16 protein-coding genes and 4 tRNA genes are annotated in these 15,040 nt (G+C 71.1%); 16 read left to right on the plus strand and 4 right to left on the minus strand.

Annotation, left to right across the window (positions count from 1 at the left end; translation table 11 throughout):
* The first annotated feature begins 132 nt into the window (after window positions 1–132).
* The 5 genes from J2X60_RS02270 to J2X60_RS02290 all read left to right on the plus strand — a co-directional run bounded on the left by J2X60_RS02270 (window position 133) and on the right by J2X60_RS02290 (window position 2,732).
* Window positions 133–217, plus strand: a tRNA-Tyr gene (locus tag J2X60_RS02270).
* Between the two features lie 57 nt (window positions 218–274).
* The gene (locus J2X60_RS02275; protein WP_309886372.1) at window positions 275–1,096 is read left to right on the plus strand and encodes an inositol monophosphatase family protein; all 822 of its coding nucleotides are present in this window, start codon (window positions 275–277) and stop codon (window positions 1,094–1,096) included.
* A 113-nt stretch (window positions 1,097–1,209) separates the two neighbouring features.
* A complete protein-coding gene (locus tag J2X60_RS02280) occupies window positions 1,210–2,463 on the plus strand; it encodes a M23 family metallopeptidase (RefSeq protein ID WP_309886373.1) in 1,254 nt (417 codons plus the stop codon).
* Window positions 2,464–2,554: 91 nt separating this feature from the next.
* Window positions 2,555–2,626, plus strand: a tRNA-Thr gene (locus J2X60_RS02285).
* A 32-nt stretch (window positions 2,627–2,658) separates the two neighbouring features.
* A tRNA-Met gene (locus J2X60_RS02290) sits at window positions 2,659–2,732 on the plus strand.
* 735 nt (window positions 2,733–3,467) lie between these two features.
* Here J2X60_RS02290 and J2X60_RS02295 read toward each other — a convergent pair.
* The gene (locus J2X60_RS02295; protein ID WP_309886374.1) at window positions 3,468–3,839 is read right to left on the minus strand and encodes a hypothetical protein; all 372 of its coding nucleotides are present in this window, start codon (window positions 3,837–3,839) and stop codon (window positions 3,468–3,470) included.
* 116 nt (window positions 3,840–3,955) lie between these two features.
* On the opposite strand from J2X60_RS02295, the gene J2X60_RS02300 reads away from it, so the two are divergent.
* From J2X60_RS02300 to J2X60_RS02310, 3 genes are read left to right on the plus strand one after another with little or no spacing between them, the layout of a single operon-like run.
* A complete protein-coding gene (locus J2X60_RS02300; protein ID WP_083295268.1) occupies window positions 3,956–4,405 on the plus strand; it encodes a MaoC family dehydratase N-terminal domain-containing protein in 450 nt (149 codons plus the stop codon).
* Window positions 4,402–4,827, plus strand: a complete 426-nt coding sequence (locus tag J2X60_RS02305; RefSeq protein ID WP_309780028.1) for a MaoC/PaaZ C-terminal domain-containing protein — start codon at window positions 4,402–4,404, stop codon at window positions 4,825–4,827. Before J2X60_RS02300 ends, J2X60_RS02305 begins: the two co-directional genes overlap by 4 nt.
* 2 nt (window positions 4,828–4,829) lie before the next feature.
* On the plus strand, window positions 4,830–5,858 hold the full coding sequence (locus tag J2X60_RS02310) for a UDP-N-acetylmuramate dehydrogenase (protein ID WP_309886375.1): 1,029 nt from the start codon (window positions 4,830–4,832) through the stop codon (window positions 5,856–5,858).
* A gap of 76 nt (window positions 5,859–5,934) precedes the next feature.
* Here the strand turns inward: J2X60_RS02310 and J2X60_RS02315 are convergent, their stop codons facing one another.
* Window positions 5,935–7,116, minus strand: a complete 1,182-nt coding sequence (locus J2X60_RS02315; protein WP_309886482.1) for a pyridoxal phosphate-dependent aminotransferase — start codon at window positions 7,114–7,116, stop codon at window positions 5,935–5,937.
* 181 nt (window positions 7,117–7,297) lie between these two features.
* Here J2X60_RS02315 and J2X60_RS02320 point away from each other — a divergent pair.
* The 6 genes from J2X60_RS02320 (at window position 7,298) to J2X60_RS02345 (ending at window position 10,873) form a co-directional block, all read left to right on the plus strand.
* A tRNA-Trp gene (locus J2X60_RS02320) sits at window positions 7,298–7,370 on the plus strand.
* A gap of 35 nt (window positions 7,371–7,405) precedes the next feature.
* Window positions 7,406–7,669, plus strand: coding sequence for a preprotein translocase subunit SecE (gene secE, locus J2X60_RS02325; RefSeq protein ID WP_370871658.1), 264 nt, complete (start codon window positions 7,406–7,408; stop codon window positions 7,667–7,669).
* Between the two features lie 119 nt (window positions 7,670–7,788).
* On the plus strand, window positions 7,789–8,838 hold the full coding sequence (nusG, locus tag J2X60_RS02330) for a transcription termination/antitermination protein NusG (protein WP_309886376.1): 1,050 nt from the start codon (window positions 7,789–7,791) through the stop codon (window positions 8,836–8,838).
* Between the two features lie 142 nt (window positions 8,839–8,980).
* Window positions 8,981–9,412 carry a 50S ribosomal protein L11 gene (rplK, locus tag J2X60_RS02335; RefSeq protein ID WP_022906459.1) on the plus strand — a complete coding sequence of 144 codons (432 nt, stop codon included), beginning with the start codon at window positions 8,981–8,983 and terminating at the stop codon, window positions 9,410–9,412.
* Window positions 9,413–9,500: 88 nt separating this feature from the next.
* Window positions 9,501–10,190: a 50S ribosomal protein L1 gene (gene rplA / locus J2X60_RS02340; RefSeq protein WP_070418374.1), complete on the plus strand. Its 690-nt coding sequence runs from the start codon at window positions 9,501–9,503 to the stop codon at window positions 10,188–10,190.
* A 74-nt stretch (window positions 10,191–10,264) separates the two neighbouring features.
* Window positions 10,265–10,873, plus strand: a complete 609-nt coding sequence (locus J2X60_RS02345) for a Pr6Pr family membrane protein (protein ID WP_156794870.1) — start codon at window positions 10,265–10,267, stop codon at window positions 10,871–10,873.
* On the opposite strand, the gene J2X60_RS02350 is transcribed toward J2X60_RS02345, so the two are convergent.
* Both J2X60_RS02350 and J2X60_RS02355 read right to left on the minus strand, forming a co-directional pair.
* Window positions 10,870–11,589: a YqaJ viral recombinase family protein gene (locus J2X60_RS02350; RefSeq protein ID WP_396127771.1), complete on the minus strand. Its 720-nt coding sequence runs from the start codon at window positions 11,587–11,589 to the stop codon at window positions 10,870–10,872. The genes J2X60_RS02345 and J2X60_RS02350 overlap by 4 nt on opposite strands.
* 110 nt (window positions 11,590–11,699) lie before the next feature.
* Complete coding sequence (locus J2X60_RS02355; RefSeq protein WP_309780024.1) at window positions 11,700–12,911, minus strand: ROK family protein; 1,212 nt, start codon at window positions 12,909–12,911, stop codon at window positions 11,700–11,702.
* 145 nt (window positions 12,912–13,056) lie between these two features.
* Between J2X60_RS02355 and J2X60_RS02360 the strand changes: the two genes are divergently transcribed.
* Window positions 13,057–13,803 carry a sugar phosphate isomerase/epimerase gene (locus tag J2X60_RS02360; RefSeq protein WP_309780023.1) on the plus strand — a complete coding sequence of 249 codons (747 nt, stop codon included), beginning with the start codon at window positions 13,057–13,059 and terminating at the stop codon, window positions 13,801–13,803.
* Entirely contained in the window at window positions 13,800–14,957 is a 1,158-nt protein-coding gene (locus J2X60_RS02365; RefSeq protein ID WP_309780021.1) for a Gfo/Idh/MocA family oxidoreductase, read from the plus strand. The genes J2X60_RS02360 and J2X60_RS02365 overlap by 4 nt, the downstream gene beginning before the upstream one ends.
* Window positions 14,958–15,040 lie beyond the last annotated feature (83 nt).

Consider the following 15,040-nt stretch of genomic DNA (forward strand, 5'->3'; position numbering starts at 1 on the left):
AGCCTAACGGCGGACGGGAGGCGCGGTTCGGCACCCGTGGATCGGCCCACGGTGGTCACGAGCACCGTCTCGGATCGGCTATGCTTTCATGCGCGCCTTCGGTTGGTGACTACACGAGCCGGGTGCGCACATGGCAAGTTACCCAAGCGGCCAAAGGGATCTGACTGTAAATCAGCCGGCGTAGCCTTCGGGGGTTCGAATCCCTCACTTGCCACCATCGGAACGGCCCCGTCCTCATCGGACGGGGCCGTTCCGTTTCCGCGAGGATGGACGCATGCCCTCCGACCTCACCGCCGTCCAGTTCGCCGACCTCGCCGAGTCCATCGCCCGAGAGGCAGCAGCGCTCGCCGCACGCCGACGGGTCGAGGGGGTCGAGGTCGCCGACCGGAAGTCGAGCATCGTCGACGTGGTCACGGCTGCCGACCGCGAGGTCGAGGCACTCGTCCGGGCCCGGATCGCCGAGGCCCGGCCGGACGACGCGTTCTTCGGTGAGGAGTCCGGCACCGGCGCGGGGACCTCGGGCATCACGTGGGTGGTCGACCCGATCGACGGCACGGTCAACTACCTCTACGGCAGCGCCGAGTACGGCGTGAGCATCGGCGTGGTGCGCGGCCCGGCCGACCCGACCTCGTGGGAGCCGATCGCCGGCGTGGTCGTCCAGCCCGCGACCGGCGTCGTGTTCCGCGCGGCCGCCGGCGAGGGTGCCACGCGCGACGGGGTGCCGCTGCACGTCGGGACGCCGGCCTCGCTCGCCGAGACGCTCGTCGCCACCGGCTTCGGGTACACCGCCGAGCGCCGCCGGCAGCAGGTCGCGGTGCTCACCGGACTCATCGGTGAGGTCCGCGACATCCGCCGTGGGGGAGCGGCCTCGCTGGACTGCTGCGCGGTGGGGGTCGGCACCGTGGACGCCTACTACGAGCGCGGGATCAACCCGTGGGACATGGCCGCCGGGTCGATCGTCGCCCGTGAGGCCGGCGCCGAGACCCGGATCTGGGAGGCCGGCGGCACGCGGTCGTTCCTCTTCGCCGCACCCGCGGTCGCGGACGAGCTCGCGGACCTGCTGCGGCGCCTCGAGGAGTCTGTGCTCGCCGGGTGAGGACATCCCGAGGACTGGCGTCTCCCGGACGCTCCTGCTAGCGTGCTCGGGTCCCGTTATCTGCTCGTTACCAACGAGCGCGTCTCGCCCCGATCAGGATCCACGCCGAACACATGCCCCACGCTCCCCTCACGCCCGTGCACACCGACGGCTCCGCGGACGCTCCCGCACCGGTCGTCCACCTGACCCGACGGGCCCGCATCGAGGCGGAACGCGCGGCGGCGACGGCGTCCTCCGGGGGAGCGCCGGAGCGCGTCGAGCACGCGACGGCCGTGGCGGAGCCGAGCCGCGCCTCCCAGCCCGCCCTCGGTGGCGCGACCTTCGACGACCTGGTGAGCCCGGGGACACCCGCGACCCCGGCCGCACCCGTGTCGCCCATCGACCTCGCGCCGGCCTCGCCCGCGATGCCCGCGGCGACCGCATCGCCCGTGACGCCGCCGGCGCCCTCGTCGCCGGTCGTCGCTGCTGCCCCGGCGGTCACGGCCCCCACGTCGGCCGCGCCGTCCGTGCGCCGTGTCCTCGGGCAGGTGCCGGCGTCCCGTCGGACCGGGCGTGCCGTCACCGCCCCCGTGCAGGCCGACCGGGCCACGCGCCACATCGCTCGCACGGCTCCCGCTGCAGCGACTCCGGTCGCCGCGGTCGCGCCGCGTGCCGCGCGGGGGTCGCAGGGTGCGTCGTTCCGTCGGGCGGCCTCGCGGGTGACGGCCGTCGGCGCGCTGCTGTTCGTCGCGGGGCTCGTCGTGTCGACCTCGCTGCCCGCACAGGCGCTGTACACCCCCGAGCCCGGCTCGACGTCGGCGCGGGCGACGGCCTCGGGTGACACGCAGTCCCTCAGCGTCGGTGCCGGCGCGACCGACGCCGAGACGAACCGCGACCAGTACTCGGTGTCCTCGGCGACGCAGTACAAGAACGTCGACTCCTCGAGCTTCACGAACGACCCGAACGGCACGATCCAGTGGCCGTTCCTGACCGGTGTGCCGATCACCTCCGGGTTCGGCGGACGCCAGGTCGAGGGATGCTCCTTCTGCTCGACGAACCACATGGGCGTCGACTTCGCTCCGGGTGAGGGCACGCCGATCCGGGTCATCGCCGCCGGCACCGTCCTCAAGGTGCAGGCGAACGACGGCGGCTTCGGCAACGACGTCTGGGTCGAGCACGACGTCGACGGCAAGCAGTTCGTCAGCGTCTACGGCCACATGGAGGACAACTCCTTCAAGGTCGTCAAGGGCCAGCAGGTCGAGGTCGGCGACGAGCTCGGTCTGGTCGGCAGCACCGGCAACTCGACCGGTCCGCACCTGCACCTCGAGGTGCACGTCGACGGTGTCCCGGTGGACCCGCTGGCGTGGCTCGAGGCCAACGCGAACTAGCGGTTCCACGCGGCACGCCCGGGCGTCACGGCCGGTTCCTGACCACCGTCGCGGGTCTGCTATCCTCGTGTGGTGCCGCCGAGCGGCACATGCCCCGATAGCTCAGTGGTAGAGCACTTCCATGGTAAGGAAGGGGTCGTCAGTTCAATCCTGACTCGGGGCTCCGACCCGGTGCGGTAGTCGTGCCGGATCCTTGGCGGGGTAGCTCAGTTGGTTAGAGCACACGACTCATAATCGTGGGGTCGCGGGTTCAAGTCCCGCCCTCGCTACCGCAAGCCCGGCGATCCGTTCGCCGGGCTTTCGTCGTTCTCGGGCGGTGTCGTGCGCGCGTCTTGCGTGTGCGTCGGCGCGTCGGCGTCGGTGCCTCGGTGTGGGCTGCGGCGTCGAACCACGTTCCCGACGTCGAACCGGGCCCGCGACCTGGTTCCGTGTCGTTCCCGTGGTTCGTCCCTGCGCCCGCGCACGCGCCGCCCCGCCCGCGCGTGGCGGGGTGCGCCGCGGCGCCGGCCCGCCCCGCCCGCGGCGTCGGGTGCCTGCGCACAACGCAAGTCGCCCCGAACCTGGGGAGTGCGCGGTTCGCCGTGCCTTGCGTTGTGCGGCGCGCGTGCCGGCGCGGGTGACCGCTCGCCGTCGCGGTCCGCGGGCTGCGTCGAACCACGTTCCCGACGTCGAACCGGCCCCAGGACCTGGTTCCGTGTCGTTTCCGTGGTTCGTTCCCGGCCGCCGCGCGCCGCGCGCCGGGCGCCGGCAGCGCCGGGCGCCGGCAGCGCCGGGCGCCGGCAGCGCCGGGTGCGTGCGCACAACGCAAGTCCCGCCGAACCGTGCGAAGACGCGGTTCGCAGCGACTTGCGTTGTGCGGCCAGCGCCCGCGCCCGGCGACGCGCCCGCGCCCGGCCGCAGGCGCCCGCCGGCCCGGCGGCCCGGCCCGCCCGGCCCGCGGCGCGTCCCGCGGCGCGTCCCGCGCCCGCGCCCGCCCCCGCGCAGCCCGCGCCGCCCGCGCGGCGCTACCGCGCGCTGAGCACGCCCGCCTGACGGAGCGCCCGCTCGATCACCGCGGCCGTGCTGCGCCAAGCATCGTGCCGCCGCTTCGCACCGATCTCCCCGCCCGACACCGCGGTGCCGTGCCCGGAGTGCCGCAGTGTGATCGTGGTCGACGTCCCCGTGACGGTCGTCGAGAGCTCGTACCGCCGGAACTCCCGCGACGGGTGCACGAGCGCGCCGAGCAGGATCGTGAGCACTCGGTTGCCGGTCGTCGCGGTGAGCGTCCCGCCCGTCGACTCGACGTGGTGCCCCGCCCGCTGCAGTGCGGCGCCGGCGGCCTCCATCGCGGTGCAGCGGTCGCCCGTGTGCACGGCGAACTCGGTCGTGTGGTCCATCGTTCCTCCCCATCCCCGGAGATCGGTGTCGGTTCCCCCGAACCGCGTCGGGTCAGCATAGCCGATGCATACTCATGGACACAGGCCCCCGAGCGGGCGTCGCTAGACTGCCGGACGTGTCTGTGAACCCCGAGCTCGTCGGCAGGACGTTCCCGCCGGCCCAGCCCTACCTGGTCGGTCGTGAGAAGGTGCGCGAGTTCTCCCGCGCCGTGTTCGCGACGAACCCGATCCACCACGAGCCCGAGGCCGCCCGCGCCGCCGGCTACGACGACGTCGTCGCCCCGCCGACCTTCGCGGTCGTCGTGCAAGAGGCCACGCTCGCCCAGCTCCTCGCCGAGCCCGACGCCGGCATCGACTTCTCCCGTGTGGTCCACGGCGAGCAGGCCTTCGCCTACGAGCGCCCGATCGTCGCCGGGGACGAGCTCACCGCGACCCTGACCGTGACGAGCGTGAAGACCCTCGGCGGCAACGCCATGGTCACCGCCGAGAGCACGATGAACGACGCCGCGGGGGAGCACGTCGTCACGGCGACATCCACCCTCGTGGTCCGAGGAGACGACGCATGACCACCGCACCCGTGACCGCGCTCGAGGTCGGCACCGTCGTCGCCGAGCGCGAGGTCCACCTCACCCGCGACTCGCTCGTCCGCTACGCCGGCGCGTCCGGCGACTTCAACCCGATCCACTACCGCGACGACGTCGCCGCCTCCGTCGGGCTGCCCGGTGTCCTGGCGCACGGCATGCTCACGATGGGACTCGCTGTGCAGCCGGTCTCCGAGTGGCTCGGCGACCGCGGCTGGGTGGTCCGCTACGGCGTCCGGTTCACCCGCCCCGTGGTCGTCGACCCGGAGCAGGGCGCCACCGTCGGCGTCGTCGCCAAGGTCGGCACCGTCGACGACGACGGCCGTCCGCAGCGCATCGACCTCACCGTGACCGCCGCCGGGCAGACCGTGCTCGGCAAGGCGCAGGTCACGGTGGCGTTCCGCTGACCGTGACGGAGTCGGTGCTCGCCGACCTCACGACGCTGCGCGTCGGTGGTCCCGCGGCGCGGCTGCTCACGGCGTCGACCACCGATGAGCTCGTCGCGCACGTGACGTCGGCGTGGGACGACGACGAGTGGCTGGTCCTCGGTGGCGGCAGCAACCTGCTCGTCGCCGACGACGGCTTCGACGGCACCGTCGTGCTCGTGCGCACGACGGGCATCGAGCACGACGCGGACGACGACGGCGTCACCGTCCGCGTCGCGGCCGGCGAGCCGTGGGACGCGTTCGTCGCCACGACGGTCGAGAACGGTTGGACGGGCCTGGAGGCGCTGAGCGGCATCCCGGGCACGGTCGGCGCCGCCCCCGTGCAGAACATCGGCGCCTACGGGGTCGAGCTGTCCGACGTGCTCACCCGGATCGAGTTCCTCGACGCGTCGACGGGGGAGCGCGCGTGGGTACCAGCGGCCGAGCTGGCGCTCGGCTACCGCACCTCGACCCTCAAGCACGGACGGCGCGGTGCCGTGCTGACGGTCGAGTTCCGGCTCGGCACCGTCCGCGGCGCCGGGGTGCCGGTCCGCTACGCCCAGCTCGCCGGGTCGCTCGGTGTCGAGCTCGGGGCGTCCGTCGAGCCGGCGACGGTGCGGTCCGAGGTCCTGCGGCTCCGAGGGTCGAAGGGGATGGTCCTCGACGCGAACGACCACGACACGTGGAGCGCGGGGTCGTTCTTCACGAACCCGATCGTGTCCGCCGCCTTCGCCGAGACCCTGCCGGCCGAGGCGCCGCGCTGGCCGGCGGGCGACGACGTCAAGCTCAGCGCCGCGTGGCTCATCGAGCACGCCGGCGTCCACCGCGGGTACGCCGTCCCCGGGTCCCGCGCCGCGATCTCGTCGAAGCACACGCTCGCGCTGACGAACCGCGGGGGAGCGACCGCCGCCCAGGTGGCCGAACTCGCCCGCTACGTCCAGGTGACCGTCCTGAACCGCTTCGGTGTCTCGCTCGTGCCGGAACCCGTCGTGGTGGGCGACCTGCTCGCCTGAGCCGAGCCGCGCCTCCTGGCCCGCAACGCGGAACGGCCCACCTCGACGAGGTGGGCCGTTCTGCGTCAACGGGTGACTACGCGAAGAACTTCGCGAGCCGCGCAACGCCCTCGGCGATGTCGTCGTCACCGAGCGCGTACGACAGGCGGAGGTAGCCGGAGGGGCCGAACGCCTCACCGGGGACGACTGCGACCTCGGCGTGCTCGAGGATGAGGTCGGCGAGTTCGAGCGTCGTGGTCGGAGTCGAGCCGGCCCACTCCCGGCCGAGGAGCGCCGTGACGTCCGGGTAGACGTAGAAGGCGCCGTGCGGGGTCGGCGTGACGAAGCCCGGGATCGCGTTCAGTCCCGCGACGATCGCCTGACGACGGCGGTCGAAGGCCTCGCGCATGGCCGTGACGGGTTCCTGCGGTCCGGTCAGCGCGGCGATCGCGGCGCGCTGCGACACGTTCGACACGTTGCTCGACAGGTGCGACTGGAGGTTCGACGCCGCCTTGACCGCGTCGGACGGGCCGATGAACCACCCGACACGCCACCCGGTCATCGCGTACGTCTTCGCGACACCGTTGACGAGGATCGTCGTGTCGGCGAGGGCCGGGACCGCCTCGAGGATGCCGGTGAACCGCACGCCGTCGTACACGAGGTCCTGGTAGATCTCGTCGCTGATGACCCAGATGCCGTGCTCGAGCGCCCACTCGCCGATGGCCTTCGTCTGCTCGGCGGTGTACACCGAGCCGGTCGGGTTCGACGGCGAGCAGAACAGCAGTGCCTTGGTCTTCGGGGTGCGGGCTGCCTCGAGCTGGTCGACCGTGACGAGGTAGTCCTGGTCGCTGCCGGCGAAGACGTCGACGGGGACGCCCCCGGCGAGCCGGATGGCCTCGGGGTAGGTGGTCCAGTACGGCGCCGGCAGGAGGACCTCGTCGCCGTCGTCCACGATCGTCTGGAACGCCTGGTAGACGGCCTGCTTGCCGCCGTTCGTGACGATCACCCGGGCGGGGTCGACGGTGATGCCGGACTCGCGGGCGGTCTTCTCGGCGATCGCCTGCTTGAGCTCGGGCAGGCCGGTCGCGGGCGTGTACCGGTGGTTCTTCGGGTCCTGCGCTGCCTGCACGGCGGCGTCGACGACGTGCTGCGGCGTGGCGAAGTCCGGCTCGCCCGCGGCGAACGAGACGACCGGGCGGCCGGCGGCCTTGAGCGCCTTGGCCTTCGCATCGACCTTGAGCGTCGCGGACTCGGCGATCGCGGCGATGCGGGACGCGATGCGCGGCCGATCGGTGGTCGCGGCAGCGGGGTGGGCGGTGGACTCGGGGCCTGGGGCTTCGGTGCTCACGGGGCCCAGCCTACCGGCGCGGCACGCCGGAGCATCCGTCAAGTGGACACCGTGTGACGGACTCCCGTACACTCGACCACCGGAACACGGATCGGTGACGAACCGTGTCCGAAGGGCGGTGGCTCAATTGGTAGAGCAGCGGTCTCCAAAACCGCAGGTTGCAGGTTCGAGTCCTGTCCGCCCTGCACATCTGGAAGGGTAGAAGTTGGCGAGCAAAGACATGGAGACGACGGCGGATGACGTCGTCGCCAAGGCGAAGCAGGACCGGGCCGAGCGCCGTGGTCCGTTCGCTGCCATCGTGCTCTTCATCCGTCAGGTCCTCGGCGAGCTCCGCAAGGTGGTCACGCCGACCCGCAAGGAGCTCTTCAGCTACACGGGCGTCGTCCTGGTCTTCGTCGTCGTGATGATGATCCTGGTGTCGGTCCTCGACTTCGTGTTCGGACTCGGCGTCGGGTACGTGTTCGGCAACGGGCCGACGGCCTGAGCCGGACGCCGGCTGTCCTGACCGCTCGCGGACAGGAGTACGGTCGCCCGAGACGGCGCCGGTCGTGAACCGATCCGCCCGCCAACCCGATCCGCATCACCGAACGGAAAGATTCGACAGTGTCTGACAACTCCCGCGACGACATCGACCTCGCCACGGCTGCCGAGCAGTCCTCCGAAGTCGAGGAGAACCAGGAAGGCGACGTCGAGACCGGCGAGGAGCGTTCGGCCGAGTCCGCCGAAGAGCGAGCCATCGAGATCGAGGACGACAACGACGAGTCCCTCGGCCTGAGCGACGAGCCCGACGACGGCACCGTCGACGCCGGCATCGACGAGGCGCTCACCGCGCTGGCCGAGTCGCGCGACCCCGAGGCCGACGCCGTCGTGGACGACGCGCTCGAGATCGACACCGCCGACGAGGCCGAGGCCGCCGTCGAGGCAGTCGAGGACGAAGAAGAGGTCGAGCTGGAAGAGGAGACCGCGGCCGAGGCCAACGCGACCCTCGCCGCCGACGAGGCCCTCGACGCTGAAGAAGCCGAAGAAGAGGCCGAGGTCGACCCGTACGAGGCCTTCAAGGCTGAGCTGCGGATGAAGCCGGGCAAGTGGTACGTCATCCACTCCTACGCGGGCTTCGAGCGCCGCGTGAAGTCGAACATCGAGAACCGCATGGTCTCGATGTCGATGGAGGACTACATCTACCAGGTCGAGGTCCCGATGGAGGACGTCGTCGAGATCAAGAACGGGCAGCGCAAGCTGGTCACCCGCGTCCGGATCCCCTCGTACGTGCTCGTCCGCATGGACCTCAACGAGGACTCGTGGTCCGTCGTCCGGCACACCCCGGGTGTCACCGGCTTCGTCGGCAACGCCCACAACCCGACGCCGCTCCGCTTCGACGAGGCGTTCGGCATGCTGAAGTCCCTGGTCCAGGTGGCCGAGGCCGCTCCGACCAAGGGCGGCGCGAAGGGCTCCGGCGGCGCACAGTCCCAGCCGGCGGCCGAGGTCGACTTCGAGATCGGCGAGACGATCACCATCAAGGAAGGTTCGTTCGCGGGTCTCCCGGGGTCGATCTCCGAGATCAAGCCGGAGAGCGGCAAGCTCACGGTCCTCGTCTCGCTGTTCGAGCGCGAGACCCCGGTCGAGCTCAGCTTCGACCAGGTCACCAAGCTGTAGTCCAACCCGATCATCGGGTAGACTCAACGAGTTTGGCCCCGCACGCTTCGTGCGTGCGGGGCTTCACCGCGGTCCGGAACGGCCGGGCCAGCGGGAGAGTGCACGGATCCCCGTGCGTTCGATTCCAGGAGGAAGACAAGTCATGGCACCGAAGAAGAAGGTCACGGGCCTGATCAAGCTGCAGATCAACGCGGGCGCCGCCAACCCGGCCCCGCCGATCGGTCCGGCGCTCGGTCAGCACGGCGTCAACATCATGGAGTTCTGCAAGGCGTACAACGCGGCGACCGAGTCGCAGCGTGGCAACGTCGTGCCGGTCGAGATCACCGTCTACGAGGACCGTTCGTTCACGTTCGTCCTCAAGACCCCGCCGGCGGCAGAGCTGATCAAGAAGGCCGCGGGTGTGCAGAAGGGTTCCGCGACCCCGCACACGGTCAAGGTCGCGAAGATCTCGATGGACCAGGTCCGTCAGATCGCCGAGACCAAGCAGGCCGACCTGAACGCCAACGACATCGAGCAGGCCGCGAAGATCATCGCCGGCACCGCTCGCTCGATGGGCATCACGGTCGAGGCGTAAGCCCCACCTGCTCAGGCACACAACCGAACACCCTTCCGTGGGAGAGCCGCGCCGGCTCGTCAACCACGTAGCTCCCAAGGAGAACACCATGGCGAAGAAGTCCAAGGCCTACCAGGCCGCGGCCGCGAAGATCGAGGCCGACAAGTTCTACACCCCCACCGAGGCAGTCGCCCTCGCGAAGGAGACCGGTTCCACCAAGACCGACTCCACCGTCGAGGTCGCGCTCAAGCTCGGTGTCGACCCGCGCAAGGCGGACCAGATGGTCCGTGGCACGGTCATCCTGCCGCACGGCACGGGCAAGACCGCCCGCGTCATCGTCTTCGCGGTCGGCGCAGCGGCTGAGGCCGCCATCGCCGCCGGCGCCGACGAGGTCGGTGGCGACGAGCTCATCGCGAAGGTCGCCGAGGGCTACACCGCCTTCGACTCCGCCGTCGCGACGCCGGAGCTCATGGGCAAGGTCGGTCGTCTCGGTAAGGTGCTCGGCCCGCGTGGCCTCATGCCGAACCCGAAGACCGGCACCGTGACCCCGAACGTGGCGCAGGCCGTCAACGACATCAAGGGCGGCAAGATCGAGTTCCGTGTCGACAAGCACGCCAACGTGCACTTCGTCGTCGGCAAGGCCTCGTTCACGCCGGAGCAGCTCGACGAGAACATCTCGACCGCGCTCGAGGAGATCAACCGCCTCAAGCCGAGCGCCTCGAAGGGCCGCTACATCATGAAGGGCGCCGTCTCGACGACCTTCGGCCCGGGCATCCCGCTCGACGTCAACAGCATCTGATCCACTGATCAGTCTCGGAAGGACCCGCACCGCTCCCGGTGCGGGTCCTTCCGCGTTCCCGGTAACGTGGCGTGGTGCGCACCCTCGTGAACTCGCTCCGGCTGCTCGCGGTCATCGCCGTCGTGGCCGCCATCGTCGGGCAGTGGCTGGTCAGCTCGAAGCTCCCGAGCTACAACCCGTGGAACTTCTTCGGCTACTTCACGATCCAGTCGAACATCATCATCGCGTTGGCCTTCGCCGTGACCCTCGTCGCGGCGGCTCGCCGGAAGCGCGGGGACCTGCGCGTGAGTCTGTTCCGCGGCGCGGCGACGGTGTACATCGCGACGACGGGGATCGTCTACAACACCCTGCTCACCGGGGTCGACGTGTCGGCGAACGTGCAGTGGTCGAACGACATCCTGCACAAGGTCCTCCCCGCGTACGCGGTGCTGGACTGGCTGCTGTTCTCCGACCGGTCGAAGCTCCTGCTCCGCCACGTGTGGTGGTTCCTCATCTACCCGGCCGTCTGGACGATCGTGGTGCTGGTCCGCGGCGCGACGGACGGATGGGTGCCGTACCCGTTCCTGAACCCCGACCTGGGCTACGGCGTCGTGGCGCTGTACTGCCTCGGGGTGGCGGTGTCGATCGTCCTGCTCGGCGTGCTCGTCATCGGGATGAGTCGCCTGCGGATCGTGAAGGTCTAGCGCCGGAAGTCGCGCAGCCGGTCGAGCACGAGGTCGGCGAGCTGGATCAGCCCGCGGATCTGGTCGTCGTCGCGGTCGACCCATCGGCACTCGGGCTCGTCGGCGACGGGCACGAAGCCGTCGTGGCGTTCCCAGACGAACAGGGTGCGGTCGGCACCGAGCACGTACTGCTGCCACCAGATCTGGCGGAGGTAGTGCCGGGGGATGCTCCGCCACCCCTTGCCGGTGGTCTTGATCTCGGCGAGGACGACCCGTGACGAACCGTCGACGCCGACGCCGTCCGGGGTCGCGAGGTGGGCGCGGTTGGTTGCGGCGTGGAACAGGTGCGCGGACGGCTGGATGCCGTGCGTCGCGGCGACCCAGGCAGCGATGACCGGTTCGCGTTCCTTGCCGTGCTCCGTGAACGAGTTGCCGGAGAACCGCGAGCCGTACCGCTTGTCGGTGACGACCGCGTCGACGGCGCGCAGCGAGGCGAGCCGGGCGACGTCGGTGGCGGTGATGCCCATGGCGCGGGCGCGGAGCCAAGCGACGCGGTCGGAGGAGTGCGCGACGATGCGCTCGGTGTGCCCGCGGAGCGCGGTGAACGCGTCGTGCGCGACGGGGCCCGATGCCGTGGAGCCGGCCACGGATGCGCCCGACACCGGCGTGCCGGGGGCGGGTTGCGCCTCCAGGCCGGGTTCCAGGTCGCCCCACAGGGTGGGCTGCACGATCGTCACCCGTCGATTCTCTCCCCGAGCACCGACGAGACGAAACCGACGCACCGGCGGACCCACGGACGCGACGCACCGGCGGACGCACCGGCGGACGCACGGACGCGACGCACCGGTCAGGAGACCAGCTGGCGCCCCTCGGCGAACGTCACCAGCTCGTCGACCCCCGCGGGGGAGAGCGCGTACCCGATGGCGAGCGCCGCCGCTCCCTGGAGCGCCGCGAGCGACCCGGCCCGCGACTGCGCGATCACCAGGTGTTCCGTGGCGAGGGGCATGGAGCGGGAGTAGACGACCTCGCGGACCCCGGCGAGGAGGTGCTCCCCGGCCTGGGTGATCGATCCGCCGAGCGCGATGACCGACGGGTTCATGAGCGAGACGCACGTGGCGAGGACCTCGCCGATGTCACGTCCGGCCTGGCGCACCGCCTGGATGGCGTCGAGGTCCGACCGGTTGACGAGTTCGAGGACGTCCGCGCTGGAGTGCACGTCGTGCCCCTTCGCGCGGAGACGTCGGGCGATGGCCGGACCGGAGGCGACGGCCTCGAGGCACCCGGTGTTCCCGCAGTGGCACGGCACGTCGCCGGCGCTCGAGACCCGGACGTGACCGATGTCACCCGCGGTGCCCTGCGCGCCGCGCTGGAGCTCGCCGTCCGAGACGATCCCGGAGCCGATGCCGGTGGCGACCTTGACGAAGAGCAGGTGGTCGACGCCGGGCCAGCCGTGCTCGCGCTCCCCGAGGGCCGCGATGTTCACGTCGTTGTCGAGCAGGACGTGGGCGGCGATGTGCGCGCGCAGCCATCCGGGCACGTCGAAGCCGTCCCAACCCGGCATGATCGGCGGGTTCGCGGGGCGTCCGGTGGAGAACTCGACCGGCCCCGGGACGCCGATGCCGATCGCGATGACGTCCTCCCGGGCGCGGCCGACCTCGTCGAGGAGCGCGTCGATCGTCTCGACGAGCCACGTCAGGGTGGGGACCGGGCCGGCAGCGATGTCGATGCGTGCCTCGCGGGTGGCGAGCGGCTCGGCGACGAGGTCGGTGACGGCGACGCGGCCGTGCGAGGCCCCGAGGTCGGCGGCGATGACCAGGCGTGCGCGGGGCATGAGCGCCACCTGCGCGGGCGGGCGTCCGCCCGTGGACGCCGCGGTGTCCACGGGTCCGACGAGCCCGACCTCGATGAGGGCATCGAGGCGCACGCCGATCGTGGAGCGCGCGAGTCCCGTCAGGCTGGCGAGCTCGGCCCGGGTCCGCGGCACGCCGTCGCGGAGGATCTGGAAGAGCTCGCTCGTCCCGACCGGAGGCGACGCTGCCGTCCGGTTCAAGTCGACCATGTGGGGGAGTGAAGCACACATCGAACGCGCCACGCAACGAAGTTCGTCGAAGAACCACGAACTTCTGCTTGACCGCCGACAAAAGTGGTCATAGTGTGACGCTCGGTCGACGTCGACCACACCATCTCGACGAGGAGAACCCCTGGTGACCCAACCGCTCTCGGTCCAGCTCTACACAGTCCGCGACGCCCTCGCTGCCGATCTGCCCGGCACACTGCAGCGCATCGCCGACATCGGCTACACGAACGTCGAGGCCTTCGGCTTCGTCGACCGCGCCGAGGCGCTGCGCGATGCCCTCGCCGCGGCCGGACTGCAGAGCCCGAGCGGCCACGCCCGGCTCCTCGACGCCGGCGAGCAGGACCTCGAGCAGATCTTCCACGCGAGCGTCACCGTCGGCCTCACGACCCTCATCGACCCGCACATCGACGAGGCCCGCTGGACCACCCGCGAGGACGTCGAGGCCATCGCCCGCGAGCTGAGCGCCCTCGCTCCCCGTGCCGCGGACCACGGTCTCACTCTCGGCTACCACAACCACGCGTTCGAGTTCTCGAACCGCATCGACGGCGTCTCCGCCTACGAGGTCTTCGCCGACGCGCTGTCCGACGACGTCGTGCTCGAACTCGACACCTACTGGGTGAAGGTCGGCGGCGACGACCCGGTGGCGATCATCGACAAGTACGGCGACAAGGTCCAGTTCCTGCACGTCAAGGACGGCGACGGTTCGCACGACGACAAGAAGCAGGTCGCCGTGGGCAACGGTGTCATGCCGATCCGCGAGATCATCGCCGCGGCGCCGGACGCGCTGCACGTCGTCGAGCTCGACGACCACGAGGGCGACGTCTTCCAGGCCGTCACCGACTCCTACACGTTCCTCGAGGGGGCCCGCGCATGACCGACACCACCACCGCGACCGACACGCAGGTCGACGCCACCGAGACCACCCGCACCGGCCCGGTCGGCGTCGGCGTCATCGGAGCCGGGGTCATCTCGGACCAGTACCTCTCGAACCTCACGGTCTTCCCCGACGTGACGGTCCACTTCATCGCCGACATCGACCTGCCCCGCGCAGCGGCCCAGGCGGAGAAGTGGGGCGTCGCCGGATCCGGCACGGTCGAGGAGCTCCTCGCGAACGACGACATCGAGATCGTCGTCAACCTGACGATCCCGGCCGCCCACGTCGAGGTCGCCCTGCAGGCCCTCGCCGCCGGCAAGCACGTCTGGGGCGAGAAGCCCTACGCCCTCGACCGTGCGAGCGCCGCCGAACTGCGCGACGCCGCCCGTGCCGCCGGCAAGACCGTCAGCGTCGCCCCGGACACGTTCCTCGGTGCCGGGCTCCAGACCGCGCTGCGCACCATCCGCGACGGTCGCATCGGCACCCCGCTCAACGGCCTGACGCTCTTCCAGAGCCCCGGCCCGGAGTCGTGGCACCCGAGCCCCGAGTTCCTCTTCGCGTACGGCGCCGGCCCGCTGTTCGACATCGGCCCGTACTACATCACGACCCTCGTGCAGGCGTTCGGCCCGGTGAAGAAGGTCACCGCGACCGCGTCGAAGTCCCGCGCGACCCGCACCATCGGCTCCGGCCCGAAGGCGGGCACCGAGTTCCCGGTCGAGGTCCCGACGAACCACTCGGCCCTCATCGAGTTCGAGAACGGTGGCAGCGCGCAGAGCGTCTTCTCGTTCGAGTCCGACCGCGGCCGCACCGGCTTCGTCGAGATCGCGGGCGAGACCGGCACGGTCGTGTTCCCCGACCCGAACAACTTCGACGGCGACACCGAGCTGTACGCACTCGGTTCCGAGGAACCCGAGACGATCCCCGCCGTGGGGTCCACCTACTCGCGCGGCACCGGCGTGGTCGACCTGGCCCGCTCGCTCCGCGCAGGAGCGGAGAACCGGGTCCCCGGTGCCCTCGCCTTCCACGTCCTCGACGTGATGGTCTCCATCGCCGAGGCAGCCGAACGTGGTGAGGCGGTGCTCGTGGAGAGCACCGTCGCACCCTCCCCGACCCTCCCCGAGGGCTGGGACCCCGCGGCGTCGACCCTGGCCTGACCGGCCGGAGCGGCACCGCACACACAGCAGCACCCGACAGCACGAACAGCACCACCCCCTGCACCATCTCAACGACGAGAAAG

This window comes from Curtobacterium sp. 320 (assembly GCF_031455235.1).
In the GTDB taxonomy this organism is placed as follows: Bacteria; Actinomycetota; Actinomycetes; order Actinomycetales; family Microbacteriaceae; genus Curtobacterium.